Annotated in this window: 10 protein-coding genes; 3 read left to right on the top strand and 7 right to left on the bottom strand. The window is 67.0% G+C overall.

The features are described 5' to 3' along the window. Positions 1-39 precede the first annotated feature (39 nt). Positions 40-1,758: a malate dehydrogenase (quinone) gene (gene mqo, locus C8J39_RS13955; RefSeq protein ID WP_120301219.1), complete on the bottom strand. Its 1,719-nt coding sequence runs from the start codon at positions 1,756-1,758 to the stop codon at positions 40-42. 248 nt (positions 1,759-2,006) lie between these two features. Continuing rightward, on the bottom strand, positions 2,007-2,912 hold the full coding sequence (locus C8J39_RS13950) for a LysR family transcriptional regulator (RefSeq protein ID WP_120301026.1): 906 nt from the start codon (positions 2,910-2,912) through the stop codon (positions 2,007-2,009). A 252-nt stretch (positions 2,913-3,164) separates the two neighbouring features. On the opposite strand from C8J39_RS13950, the gene C8J39_RS13945 reads away from it, so the two are divergent. The 3 genes from C8J39_RS13945 to C8J39_RS13935 all read left to right on the top strand — a co-directional run bounded on the left by C8J39_RS13945 (position 3,165) and on the right by C8J39_RS13935 (position 5,229). Further along, entirely contained in the window at positions 3,165-3,884 is a 720-nt protein-coding gene (locus C8J39_RS13945; protein ID WP_056064958.1) for a pirin family protein, read from the top strand. Positions 3,885-4,001: 117 nt separating this feature from the next. Further along, positions 4,002-4,604 carry an NAD(P)H:quinone oxidoreductase gene (gene wrbA / locus C8J39_RS13940; RefSeq protein ID WP_120301025.1) on the top strand — a complete coding sequence of 201 codons (603 nt, stop codon included), beginning with the start codon at positions 4,002-4,004 and terminating at the stop codon, positions 4,602-4,604. Between the two features lie 109 nt (positions 4,605-4,713). After that, complete coding sequence (locus C8J39_RS13935; protein WP_120301218.1) at positions 4,714-5,229, top strand: ferritin-like domain-containing protein; 516 nt, start codon at positions 4,714-4,716, stop codon at positions 5,227-5,229. A 53-nt stretch (positions 5,230-5,282) separates the two neighbouring features. Here the strand turns inward: C8J39_RS13935 and C8J39_RS13930 are convergent, their stop codons facing one another. The 5 genes from C8J39_RS13930 to glf all read right to left on the bottom strand — a co-directional run bounded on the left by C8J39_RS13930 (position 5,283) and on the right by glf (position 13,382). Further along, positions 5,283-5,639 (bottom strand): hypothetical protein, encoded by a 357-nt coding sequence (locus tag C8J39_RS13930; RefSeq protein WP_120301024.1) that lies wholly within the window; start codon positions 5,637-5,639, stop codon positions 5,283-5,285. A 124-nt stretch (positions 5,640-5,763) separates the two neighbouring features. After that, entirely contained in the window at positions 5,764-8,022 is a 2,259-nt protein-coding gene (locus C8J39_RS13925; RefSeq protein WP_120301023.1) for a glycosyltransferase family 4 protein, read from the bottom strand. Continuing rightward, positions 8,019-9,119, bottom strand: coding sequence for a zinc-binding alcohol dehydrogenase (locus tag C8J39_RS18960; RefSeq protein WP_207896977.1), 1,101 nt, complete (start codon positions 9,117-9,119; stop codon positions 8,019-8,021). The genes C8J39_RS13925 and C8J39_RS18960 overlap by 4 nt, the downstream gene beginning before the upstream one ends. Further along, positions 9,112-11,184 (bottom strand): glycosyltransferase, encoded by a 2,073-nt coding sequence (locus C8J39_RS18955; protein ID WP_207896976.1) that lies wholly within the window; start codon positions 11,182-11,184, stop codon positions 9,112-9,114. The genes C8J39_RS18960 and C8J39_RS18955 overlap by 8 nt, the downstream gene beginning before the upstream one ends. Continuing rightward, positions 11,181-13,382, bottom strand: coding sequence for a UDP-galactopyranose mutase (gene glf / locus C8J39_RS13915; RefSeq protein WP_120301217.1), 2,202 nt, complete (start codon positions 13,380-13,382; stop codon positions 11,181-11,183). Before glf ends, C8J39_RS18955 begins: the two co-directional genes overlap by 4 nt. Between the last annotated feature and the right edge of the window lie 146 nt (positions 13,383-13,528).

Genomic DNA, 13,528 nt, shown 5'->3' with positions numbered 1-13,528 from the left:
CCTGGCGGGGGAGGATTGTAGAATGGACGTCGGTTTAACTTACAGCGCGAGGTCGGGGCTGCGGTCTGGCTTTACGCGCATGGCCGCGGGGCGTGGGCCGGCTGCGACGCCGACCGTGGGCGAGGGGATGGCGAGTTGCAGCGTGTCGGCGGTCGAGGCCCAATGCTCGGCGAGGACGTCCGGCGTCTCGTTGAGCATCACGCCGTAGGTTGGGACGATCTCGCGGATTTTAGCCTGCCAGCCGGCGGTGGCGAGGTGGTTCGGGAACACCTTCTTCAGCAGGTTGAGCATGATCGATGGCGCGGTCGAGGCGCCCGGCGAGGCGCCGAGCAGCGCGGCGATCGAGCCGTCCTTCGACGCGACGATCTCGGTACCGAGCCGCAGCACGCCGCCCTTCTCCGGATCGCGCTTGATGATCTGGACGCGCTGGCCTGCCTGCCACAGGCGCCAGTCGGCGTCCTTCGCGCCCGGGAAATACTCGCGCAGGGCATCCATCCGGTCGCTGTCCGACATGATGAGCTGGCCCGCGAGATATTCGACGAGGTCGAAATCGTCCCAGCCGACCGCGAGCATCGGCCGGAAATTGTCGAGCGTGACCGACGCCGGAAGATCGAAATACGAGCCTTCCTTGAGGAACTTGGTCGAGAAGGTCGCGAACGGGCCGAACAACAGCGCCTGCTTGCCGTCGAGGAAGCGCGTGTCGAGATGCGGCACGGACATCGGCGGCGAGCCGACCGCTGCCTTGCCGTAGACCTTGGCGAGATGGCGGTGCGTGATTTCGGGCTTGTCCGCGACCAGGAACGAGCCGCCGACCGGGAAGCCGGCATAATCGTCGGCCTCGGGGATGCCGGACTTCTGGAGGATCGGCAGCGCGCCGCCGCCTGCGCCCGCGAACACGAAGCGTGCCTTGATGACCTGCTTCTCGTCGGTCTTCATGTCGCGCGCGGTGACGCGCCAGCGCGCCTTCTTACCGCCGATCGTCTCGCGTTCGAGCGAGCGGACCTCGTGGCCCGTGGTCAGCGTGAAATTGTCCTGCTTGGCGAGCGAGGCGATATACTGGCGCGTGACTTCGCCCCAGTCGCAATCGGTGCCGAGCGGCGAGCGCGTTGCGGCGAGCTTCGTGCCGGGCGCGCGGCCCTCCATCATCACCGGCACCCACTGCGCAATCTGCTTCGGGTCGGTGGTGAATTCCATGCCGGAGAAGAGCGGGCTCGCCTGGAGCGCGGCGTGGCGCTTTTGCAGGAAGGCGACGTTGGCATCGCCCCACACCAGGTTCATGTGCGGTGTGGAATTGATGAACGAGCGCGGGTTGGCGAGGATGCCGGTATCGACCTGGTGGCTGAGGAACTGGCGCGTGACCTGGAACTGCTCGTTGATCTCGACCGCCTTGGCGATCTCGACCTTGCCGTCAGCCTTGTTGACCGGCGTGTAGTTGAGTTCGCACAGCGCGGAGTGGCCGGTACCGGCGTTGTTCCAGCCGTTCGAGCTTTCGTCGGCGACCTTGTCGAGGCGTTCGACCATCTCGATCGTCCAGGTCGGCTCGAGCTCGCGAAGCAGGACGGCGAGCGTCGCGCTCATGATGCCGCCGCCGATCAGCAGGACGTCGACGGTGCGCTCGGTGGTCGCGGCGTCGGCGTGCGCGATCGGCAACGCCGCTGCGCCGCCGGCGACGATCGCCGAGCCGAGCAGGTTGCGGCGGGTCACGCCGGTCTTGGTTTCTGGGGAGATCGTGTCGTTAGCGTCTGGCCGCATGGTCATGCCTTTTCGTTTCGGCATGGTCCGCTGTCCCGACACAGGCCGAAGACGACGAGAATCCATGACCGGATTATCGGGTCAGCCACGCGGAAATCACGGAATCGATACATGAACTACCGACTGAGCGCGGCCGCTGCTCAAAGTCCTCATCCCGGTATCGGGTGTCGTTGGGATCGCGCTGGGGTGCAAACTCGAGCGTCTATCCAGCCTCTTACATGGCATCCGGCCCGGTTTTGCGCAAGGTCGCCGCTTTACGCTTGCCCTGCATTGGGGTCGCGAAGGCGTGCCGCGAGGAAGTCTATCAGGGCCTCGACGCGCGCCGGACGGAGGGGGCTTGGCGGGGTGAGGAGATGCAACCCGATCTTTGCGGGCGCCCAGTCTTGCAGGATGATGACGAGCGCGCCGGACGCGATATGCCGGTCGACGATGAAGTCGGGCAGGCGCGCGATGCCAAGACCGGCGATCAGCGCGGGGACGATCGCTTCGCCGCTGTTGGCGGTGAGCTGGCCCTGTAGCCGCACCGAGACGTCGGCGCCGCCGGGGCCATGGAAGCGCCACGGGCCGACGACGTTCGAATAGCCGACCAATTGATGCTCGCCGAGCTGTGCCGGGTGCGTCGGTGTGCCGTGCTTCGCGAGATAGCTGGGTGCGGCGACGGTGTGCGCCTGGATGCTACACAGGCGGCGGGCGCGGAGCGAGCTGTCGGGGAGCTCCGCGATCCGCAGCGCGACGTCGAAGCCTTCGGCGACGATGTCGACGCGCGCATCGGAGAGGTGGAAGTCGACCTCGATGCCGGGGTGCGCGACGAGGAACTCGGCGAGGATCGGCGCGACGTTGGTGACGCCGAAGCTCATTGGGGCGGCGAGGCGGACGCGGCCGGTATGCGCGCTGGCGGCGTCGTGTGCGGACTCTTCCGCGGCGCGGGCTTCGGCGAGGATGCGTGCGGCGTGCTCGGCGAGCGGCTTGCCGGCTTCGGTGAGCGCGAGGCGGCGCGAGGTGCGGTGGAAGAGCGACTGGCCGAGATGCGCTTCGAGCCGGGTGATCGCCTTCGACACGGTCGCCTTGCTGAGCCCGACCGCGTCGGCGGCGGCGCTGAACGAGCGGTGCTCTACGACGCTGGCGAAGATCGCCCAGGCTTCGAGATCGGGCAGGCGCATGGGGGTCTCCGCGATTGTGCCGGGATTACCACCCCGGCGGAGGCCGGGGCCCAGTTGGAAAGGTTGTCGTAACGAAGGACTGCGCTTCGTTATCGACGTTGCCCAACTGGGCCCCGGCCTCCGCCGGGGTGGTGGCCTATTCGGGTGCTCTACTTCGAACACGCATTACTCACCGAAACGATCGGTTTCCAGCGTTTCTATTTACGGCGTAATCGCAGCGCCTATCTTGGGGTCAACCAGTGGAGACCTATCATGACGACCACGACCCTTTCCAAAGTTGAACGCCGCCCCTTCGACAGCCTTGGCCATGCCGATCATGGCTGGCTGAATGCGCGGCATCATTTCTCGTTCGCGAGCTATTACGATCCGGCCCGGATGGGCTGGGGCGCGATCCGCGTGTGGAACGACGACCAGATCGCCGCGAACTCGGGCTTTCCGCCGCATCCGCATCAGGACATGGAGATCATCACCTATGTCCGCTCGGGCGCGATCACGCATCAGGACTCGCTCGGCAACAAGGGCCGCACCGAGGCCGGCGACGTGCAGGTGATGAGCGCGGGGACCGGGGTGCGGCATGCCGAGTATAACCTTGAGCCGGAGACGACGACGATCTTCCAGATCTGGATCGAGCCGTCGCGCAAAGGTGGCGCGCCGAGCTGGGGTGCCAAGCCGTTCCCGAAGGGCGAGCGCTCGGGGCAGTTCGTGACGCTGGCCAGCGGGTTCGAAGGTGACGGCGATGCGTTGCCGATCCGGGCGAATGCGCGGGTGCTGGCGGCGACGTTGAAGGCTGGCGACAGCGTCGACTATGCGGTCGGCGAAGGACGCCATGTGTATCTGGTGCCGGCGACCGGTGCGATCACGATCGGCGACGACGCTTTTGGTGCGCGCGACGGAGCGGCGCTGTTGGGCGGCCAGACGGTGACGATCACGGCTCAAGAGGACGCCGAGATCGTTCTGGTAGACTCGGAGTAATACTTCCCTCCCGCTTGCGGGAGGGGTCGGGGGAGGGGCTTCCTCCCGCGATCCCGCCCGGAACTGCCCTCCCCTAACCCCTCCCGCAAGCGGGAGGGGAACTCGAAGGAAATGCCCATGACCAAGGTTCTCGTGCTCTATTACTCGTCCTACGGCCATATCGAGCAGATGGCGGATGCCGTCGCCGAGGGCGCCCGTGCCGGTGGGGCCGAGGTCGACATCCGCCGCGTCGCCGAAACCGCACCGCAGGCAGTGATCGAGGCGGCGCACTTCAAGACCGATACCGCGCATGCCGAGATCGAAGGTCCCGCCGCGCTCGAGCAGTATGACGCGATCATCGTCGGTGCGCCGACCCGCTTCGGCCGGATGCCCGCGCAGATGGCGCAGTTCTGGGATACGACCGGCGGCCAGTGGTTCTCGGGCGCGCTGATCGGCAAGGTCGGCGGTGCGTTTACCTCGACCGCGAGCCAGCATGGCGGCCAGGAAACGACGTTGTTCTCGATCATCACCAACCTGATCCATCACGGCATGACGATCGTCGGGCTCGACTATGGCTTCCAGGCGCAGATGGGCGTCGACACGGTCAAGGGCGGCTCACCCTACGGCGCGACGACGATCTCGGATGGCGACGGCAGCCGGATGCCGAGCAAGGAAGAGCTCGATGGCGCGCGCTATCAGGGCAAGCGGATCGCCGAGACGGCGGCCAAGCTGAAGGGCTGATCCCCCGACGCTCCGGTGGTCGGGAGACGAAACTTACCCCGCGGTAAGGGCGTTTCCCCACCACCGGAGCATTTCGCTTCGCGTGGACCAGCTATGCGAGGATATGATCATGGGCCTGTTTTCCAAGGACATCGCGACGTTCGAAGACCTGTTCCTGCACCAGTTGCAGGACGTGTATTATGCTGAGAACCAGATCACCAAGGCGCTGCCGAAGATGACTGAGAAGGCGACGGCACCGGGTCTGAAGGCTGGGTTCGAGACGCATCTGCGCGAGACCGAGGGACAGATCGTTCGGCTCGAGCGGATCTTCGAGTTGCTCGGCGAGAAGGCAAAGGCCGTGACCTGCCCGGCGATCGACGGGATCATCAAGGAAGCGAACGAAGTCGCAGGCGAGATCGCCGACAAGGCGGTCCTCGATGCGGCGCTGATCGCATCGGCGCAGGCGGTCGAGCATTACGAGATCACGCGCTATGGCACGCTGATCGCGTGGGCGAACCAGCTTGGCCGCAGCGAGATCGCGGCGATCCTGAAGGACACGCTCGACGAGGAATATGCGACCGACGACAAGCTGACCGCGATGGCGACGTCGAAGGTCAACCCGAAGGCCGAGGCGGTTACTGCCTGAGACGTAAGTAAGGAAAAGGGCCGGCGATCCTGCGATCGCCGGCCCTTTTTCGTTCAGGCCTTCTTGCGCGCGCGCTTGGGAGCGGCGGCGGCGGCGACGTCCTCTTCCTCGTCCGGTGCGTCTTCACCGGCTTCGGTCAGCGCTTCGCCGAGGGCCTTCAGCTTGTCCTGCGACTTGTCGGCCTTGTCGGCGATCTTGGTGGTCGCGGTGCCGAGGCGGTGGAGCAGCGCGTGGACGCGGTCGGCATCGGGCTCGTCGCGTTCGAGCTGCTTGCGCAGCGAACCGAGATCGCGAAGGATTCCCTTGGCGCCAGGGGTATCGATCTCGGCCAGCGCAGCCTCCCAATCCTCGACCATGTCGGCACCCTTGGTGGGCTTGGTCGCGTCGAGCCCGCGATTTATCGCGTTCATCGTTCCTGCAAATTTAATGGCCATGTGATCTCTCTCCGCATGCCTTGGTGGCAACCGTCAACGCGACGTGGCGGCGGAAATGTCCCCTCGATCGTATCGACTTCGATCAGTATCGGGGACCAAGTTAACGCAGGATATCGGGCCCCTGCGCCTGCCGGATGACGTCGGCGAGCGCAGCGTTCGGCACGCGGTCGGCGAGGACCGGCGAGCAGGCGAGCAGGCCGTTGGGGCAGTAGCGGTCGTCGTCCCAGCCGGGGTGGTCGAGGATGGGGTAGAGGCACACACCCTCGACGGGCACGCCGAGCGATTGGGCGATTGTCACCTCGCGCAGGATCATGCGGAGCCAGGCGGGACGGGCGCTGCCTTCGATGCCGGTTTCGGCGATGAAGATCGGGCGGCCATAGCGCGCGTAGGCGTCGGCGAGGATCGCGTGGAGCGGGCGGCTGAGGGGGTGGTCGTACGCTAGCGGGGGTCCGCCGTGGATCCACTGGTTGTTGTGATAGAAATTGACGCCGACGATATCCAGCAATGGCGCGCGGCCGCCGATCTGGGGCCATGCTTTCCCCGCGATCATGTCCCAGGCCTGGTATTGCGCGAGGCGGTGGCCTTCAGCGGCGGGGGCGTCGTTCGGGCGGGCGGGGTCGGTGATGACGTTGATGACCGGGTCGGCGTGGACGAACCGCGCGGCGGGGTCGATCGCGAGGATCGCTTCCATCGCGGCGATCGATGCGCGGGCGAGTTGGACCTTGAGTTCGTAGCCGCGGCCTTGGGCGAACGGGTTGAGATAGGCTGCGTCGCCGCCGCCCCAGGCGAAGAACGAGATCTCGTTGACCGGGGCGTAGAAGCGGGTCTCGCCGGGTCCGGCTGGCCCGATATGACGCGCGGCGGCGGCGGCCAAGGCGGCGAAGCGCGTGACGAAGGCGGGCGTCCAGATGTCGATGTCGTCGGGCCAGCCGTAATGCAGCAGGTCCCAGATGACTTCGGTGCCGATCGCCTTGGCGGCTTCCAGCTGGCGGTCGAGGCTGGACCAGTCGTAGCGGCCGGGTTCGCGTTCGATCAGATGCCAGCGCAGGCCGTCGCGGACGGTCAGGATGCCGAGCTTGGTGAGTTCACTGTAATCATGCGCGGCGAGGATGTCGTGGTGGCTGGCGGCGATGACGTCGACGCGCTTGCGGTCGTGCGCGCGGCGGTGCGTGGAGGATTCGAAGCCGCCTTGCAGGAAGCTCCGGAACAGGCCGGTCGGGCGGGGCACGGGCGGCCGGTCGGACAGGACTTCGGCAAACAGCGCTTCCCAGCGGGGGACGACGGCGGCGACGGCATACTCGCTGTCGACCTTGGCACGGAGGGCAGTGCCGAGGCGGGTCCGCAGTGCCGGGTCTTCGATGAGTTTCGTGATCGCAGTAGCCACCGCGGGCGGGTCTTCATGGGGCACGAACAGGCCGCTGACCCCGTCGACGATCTGTTGCTCGGAGCCGTTGTCTCGGGTCGCTATGACGGGGAGGCGTGCGGCGCCGGCTTCGGCGATGACGTGCGGCATGCCTTCACCGCCGGAGAGCCAGACGAAGATGTCGAGTGCGGCGAGCAGGTCGGGGACGTCGTCGCGGTCGCCGAGGAAGGTCAAGGCGGTGTCGAGGCCGAGTGCGTGCGCTCGGTTGCGGAGGGCGACGGCGTATTCGGGGATGAAGGCGTCCGGTCCGCCGATTACCACGAAGCGCGCACGGGGGTGGCGGGCGTGGACCACTGCAGCGGCTTCGATGAAATCCTCGACGCGCTTCTTCGGGTCGAGGCGGCCCAGCCAGCCGATCAGCGGGACGTCGTCGGCGATACCGAGTGCGGCCCGCATGGGCGCGCGTCGGGCAGGATCGAACGCGCCGGTATCGACCATCGAGGGAATCTCGATCGCATGCTGCGGGCGATCAGGCATGCGGCCAGCGGCGGCGTCACGGATCGAGGCGCATACGCCGACATAGCGTGCGGTGAAATGCTTGGGGCCGGCGAGCGCCTCGGAGACGAGGCCGCCATGTTCGATCAACGGCGGGTGGAGGTGCATGCGTTCCAGCGCGGGATAGATGTCCGCGACGTTCTGGCACGAGATGACCACGTCGTACGCGGGCAGCTTGCTCGCGAGGTAGGCGACGGTCTCGTCGAAGCCGAGCGCGTAGGGCGTGCGGTCTACGGGGACGCCGATCGCTTCGAGTTGCGCGTGCGTCTGTTCGGGCATGCCGTCTTTTCGGAAGCAGGCGACGACCTCGATCCGGTAGCGGGTTGGATCAAGCGCCTGGGCGAGCAGGCGCACTTCCGTCTCCTCGCCGCCGACGACGAGCCAGGCGAAGACGAACAGGATGCGGATCGGGCGGGCGTCGGCAGTGAGTGCGGTATTCAATCGCCGACCTTGAACACGATCTGGAGGAACTCGGGCCGTTCGCCGACCAGCTTTGCGATGAACTTGGGGGCGTCGTCATAGGGGACGACGTGCGTGATGAGCTGCGCGCGGATCTCGGGGCCACGCGCGAGGAGCAGCTTCACCGTCTCGTTGGCGAGGCGGCGGCGGTCCCATTGGAAGCCAAGGCCGCGCGGGACGCGGTTGATCTGGGCGCAGCGGAGGTTGAGGCCGTTGTGGTGGAACTCCTCGCCGAGCCGGAGCCGGTCGGCGGCGCCCTGGTAGAAAGCGAGGTCGATCACCGTGCCCTGCGGCCTCAGCGCGCGCATCGCGGCGTGGAGGCTGGCGGCGTCGGCGCGGGTCTGGAACACGACGTCCGCGCCGCGATCGTCGCCACCGTGCAGCCAGCGTGCCTTGGCATACGCCCAGGCCTGGTCCTCGGTCATCGCGGTGATGCCGAGGCATTCGGCGCGCAGGCGGCGGAAGGAGGACGGGTCGGCGATCACGACTTCGCTGGCGCCGGCGGCCTGGGCGAACAGGGCCGTCAGCATGCCGACGATGCCGGCGCCGATCACCAAGGCGGGGCGGCCGCGGATGCCGTCGCCTAGGTTGACGACATTGGGCCCGAGCAGTTCGACGTCCGCGTGAAGAATGCCGTTGGCAGCGATCGGGCCCATCTGGCCGATATAGATGCCGAGGATCGGATCGAGCTCGGGCGGGAGCTTGGTCAGCAGGTCGTTGAACGGATCCGCGGTGTGGCCGGTCTTGTGGCCGAACACCGTGCCGACGACGTCGCCGTTTGCGAAATCGTCGACCCGGCTGTCGCTGACGCGTGCGCATTCCATGTAGCCGAGGAACGGCACCGGATAGTGCGCGCTCGGTTCGCCGGGGACGAACACGCCGCGACCTGCATCCCAGCGCGAGTGGAGATACGGGTTGCTGTTCTTGACGAAGGTGAGTTCGGTGCCGGCGGAGAACCCGGTGTAGAGCAGGTCGAGGCGGACCTGACCGTCGCCCGGAGGTGCCTCGTCATAGCCGAAGAAATAGGCCTGGCCGGGACGTTCGACGCCGAGCGAGCGGACGTGGCGCCACTCAGACATGGATCACCTCCCGCTCGCGGACGTCGATCGCGCGGCCTTCGACGGCGGAGCGTTCGATCGCCAGCGCGAGGCGGAGTGTTTCGAGCGCGGCGGGGTAGGGGCAGCGGATGCGGTTCTCAGCCCCGCGGACTGCGTCGATGAAGTCGCGATCCTCCAGTACGACCGGATCACTGCCGGTGCCGCGCACCGGGCGGCCGCGGCCGATGTCGATCATCACGTCGCGGTCGGTCAGTTCGATCGCGAGGCCTTCGCCGAACAAATGGAGGCCGACGCGGTGGTTCCAGTTGAGCAGGCAGGTGGACGCGAAGTTGGCGATCGCGCCGCTGGCGAAGGTGAGCATCGCGGTGCTGGTCGTCGCTACGTCGAGGCCGGGGAAGGCGGCGCGGTCGATGTGGCCTGACTGGCCGTAGACGCGGACGACGTCGCCGACGAGGTAGCGCGCGAGATCGACCAGGTGCGTCGTCTGTTCGAGCATCTGGCCGCCCGATGCGTCCTTCTTCCACCACCAGCGCGGCGGCGGGGTGGAGTCGAGCCAATAGCCGGAGAGGAGGCGGGCGGGGGTCGCCGAGAGCAGCGCCTTCACCTCGTCCACGGTGTCTAGATAGCGCCAGTGATAGCCGACTGCGGTGACGAGACCGAGCCGGTCGACTGCCGCTGCGACGTCCTCTGCGGTGCCGAGATCGAGCGCGACGGGCTTCTCGACGAAGAACGGGAGCTTGTGCTCGATCGCGAGGCGTTCGGGCTCGCCGTGCGCGAACGGCGGCACGCAAATGTAGAGCGCGTCGAGCTCGACCGCGGCCAGCATCGCCGCGGCATCGTCGAACGCGCGCGCGCCGAAGCGGGCGGCGGCCTCGGTCGCGCGGGCCATGTCGACGTCGGCGACCGCGACGATCGCGACGTCGTCGAACTGCTCCAGCACGCCGAAATGGCGATTGGCGATGCCGCCTGCGCCGATGAACCCGATCCGTGTCCGCTCCACGCCGTCTCCCTTATGTTTGGTGTCTGTCTGGTCGTGCACGGCGGCGTAGATCGCGCGCGTGTCGGCGATCATGCGATCGGCCGAGAATAGGTCCTGCTGGCGCTCGATCGCGGCGCTGGCCATTGTTTTCAGGCTGTCGCGGTCGGCTAGCAGCGTGACGATCGCATCGGCGAAACTGGCCGGGTCTGCGGCGGTGAGGCGACCGGTGACGCCGTCCTCGATCGCTTCGGCATTGCCCGGTGCAACGGTAGCGACGACGGGGAGGCCCGCTGCCATTGCCTCGAGCGCGACCAGCGGCAGGCCTTCGAATGCCGAGGGGAGGACGAGCAGGTCGGCGATCGTCATCAGGTCGGCGACGTCGTTGCGCGTGCCGAGCATGCGGACGGTGCCGGCCAGATCCTTTGCTGCAATCGCGCGCGCGGTCTGGGTGAGGAGGGGGCCTTCGCCGGCGAGCAGCACGATCACGTCGGGGTGCGCGGCGCGGATTGCGGGCAACGCGTCGAGCAGGAGCGCGTGGCCCTTTTGCTCGGCAAAGCGCGCGACCATTAGCAGGACGGGGGCATTGCCGACGCCCCATTCGCGGCGCAGGGCTTCACGCCAGCGTGAGGGTTTGTGCGCGCCGACGCCGTTGTGGATCGTCGCGACGAGGGCCGGATCGACGCCTGCCGCGCGGTGACTATCGCCGACTGCGTCCGAGACGCAGATCAGGCGCGCGAGTGCGGCCGAGGTGTCGCGGTGCTCGTCGCGCTGCGCAGGGTCGGTCAGGAGGTAGGGGAGGTGTTCGGTGCGGATCACCGGCACGCCCGCCGCGTGCGCGGCGCGGACGGCGGCGTGGCCTTCCCAGCCGATACCGGCGTGGACGTGGACGATGTCGGGCGCTGCGCGGTCGAGCCAGCGTGCAAGGCCCGCATCGTCGTCGAGCGCTTTCACCGCATAGCCCTTGGCGGCGGCGTGTTCGAGCAGGCCGGTTCCGGGCCGCGCGGCGACGATGACCTCGTCTCCGCCCAATCCTTCGGCGAGCGTCATCATGTGCGCGCCGACGCCGGACGGGGCGAGGCTGTCGGTCAACAGGCAGATGCGGGTCATTCGGCGGCCATCACGGGAGTTTCGAGGACGGCGGACTTCGCGACCATGCGGCGATAGGTGACGAGTGCCTGGCCCACGACTTGGTCCATATTGTAGTAGCGATACGTCGCGAGCCGGCCGACGAAGGTAACGCCGTCCTCCGCATCGGCAAGTGCCTCGTAGCGTTTGAACAGGGCTTGGTTTTCTGGACGCGGGATAGGGTAGTAAGGATCACCTTCCGCGCTTGGGAATTCGTAGCTGATGCTGGTCTTCGCGTGGAGCTGGCCGGTCAGGTGCTTGTATTCGGTGATGCGGGTCTGCGGCACGGTTTCGTCGGGATAGTTGACGACTGCGACCGGCTGGAACTGTGCGACGTCGTGCGTCTCGTGGCGGAATTGGAGGCTGCGATAGGGCAGCTTGCCGAAGCGGAAGTCGAAATACTCGTCGATCGGGCCGGTGAAGACGATGTGGTCGACGTCGATGCGGTCGATCACGTCGCGATATTCGACGCCGAGATCGAGCGTGATGCCGGGGTGATCGAGCATCGCCTCGAACATCCGGGTGTAGCCGTTGGCGGGCATCGCCTGGAACTTGTCGGTGAAATAGCGGTCGTCGGTCGAGGTGCGCGTCGGCACGCGCGCGGTGACGGCGCGGTCGAGCTCGGACGGGTCGAGGCCCCATTGTTTCCGCGTGTAGCCGCGGAAGAACGTCTCGTAGAGATCGCGACCGACTGCGGCGACGACGACGTCTTCGGAGGTACGGATGTCCTCGACCGATTCCGCGCGGCTGGCGAGGAAGGCGGCGGCTTCCGCGTCGTTCTTGAGCGACAGGCCGTATAGTTCGTTGAGCGTGGTGCGGTTGATCGGCATCGGCACGAGCTTGTCGTCGACGCTGGCGAGGACGCGATGTTCGTACGGTCGCCAGTCGGTGAAGCGCGAGAGATAGTCGAACACGTCCTTGGAATTGGTGTGGAAGATGTGCGGGCCGTAGCGGTGGATCAGCACACCCGCCGCATCATGCTCGTCATACGCGTTTCCGCCGATGTGCGGGCGGCGGTCGACGACGAGGACGCGCTGGCCGCTGTCGTTGGCCAGGCGTTCGGCGAGGACCGCGCCGGCGAACCCTGCGCCGACGATCAGCGTGTCGTAGCGTTCGCGCTTCGGGGCGGGGCGGAAGGTTCGTTTCGCCTGGAGGATGCGGTCGATCTCGGTGGCCATGGCGGTTTGCGTGCGGTCCCAGGATTGCGTGGCGAGCAGGCGGTCGGCTTCGTCGCGCCACGCGCCTTCGCGGGGGAGGGCAAGCGCGGCTTCGCAGGCGGTGACGAACGCGGTCGCATCGGCGGCGATTGTCACGGCCGCCGCGTCGCCGTAGTGGCGGATCACGTCGACGATCGGGGTCGAGACGACGGGCAGGCCGCCGGCGAGATATTCGGGGGTCTTGGTCGGGCTGATGAAGCGCGTCGCAGCGTTGATCGCGAACGGCATCAGCGCGACGTCCCAGCCCGAGAGGTAGGCAGGGAGTTCGTTGTAACCGCGGCCGCCGAGCCAGTGGATGTTGGCGCGGCGTGGCAGGTGCGCGGGGTCGATCTTCACGACCGGGCCGATCATTACGAACGACCAGTCCGGTCGCCGAGCAGCGACTGCGTCAAGCAACGCTAAGTCGATGCGTTCGTCGATGACGCCGAAGAAACCGAGTTTAGGACCGGGGATGTGGCGCTGGTCCTCGGGTTCGATGTTGCCGGTCCGCGCTTGTGCGAAGTGCGCAACGTCGACGGCGGAGGGGAAGGCGTGAACGTCGCGGTGGCGGCCGCGCTTGGCTTCGTACAGGCTGTAGCCACCGGTGAAGACGAGGTCGGCGCGTTCGAGCAGTCGCGCTTCGCGGTCGAGCAGGGCGGGGTCGGCGAAGCGGAACGCGGACAGTTCGTCCATGCAGTCGTAGACGATCGCAGCGGCATCCAGATGCTCGGCGAACGGGAGCATCATTGGGGTGTAGAACCAGAGGACGGGCTTGGTCCGGATGCTCGTCGCGACCAGCATGTCGAGGAGTTGCCGCAACCCTGCCTCGACCTGCTCGGCGTTCCACCAGTGCGGCAGGCGTGGCCGTAGCGCGATCACGTTATCCGCGGGAAACGGGTGGTGTTCGAGGAATGGCAGCGGATGGTCGCAGGGGATGTGTTCTTCCCAGACGAACACGCTCTGGGATTGCGCGAACCGCTTCATCAGATGCTGCGGGCGCTGCGTGACGAAATCCCAGCGGAGATGCGAGAAGCAGATCAGCGGCGGCGGCGGGCTCGTATCGTCGGTCGTGGCAAGGGTGGGAGTAGGTCCGATACCGTGCACGCTCTTCCAATCCGCGAATCCGCGGT

The sequence above is a fragment of the Sphingomonas sp. PP-CC-1A-547 genome, assembly GCF_003610375.1.
Classification (GTDB): domain Bacteria; phylum Pseudomonadota; class Alphaproteobacteria; order Sphingomonadales; family Sphingomonadaceae; genus Sphingomonas.
The sequence above is the reverse complement of the archived record's forward strand: the minus strand, read 5'-3'. Positions and strand labels throughout refer to the sequence as shown.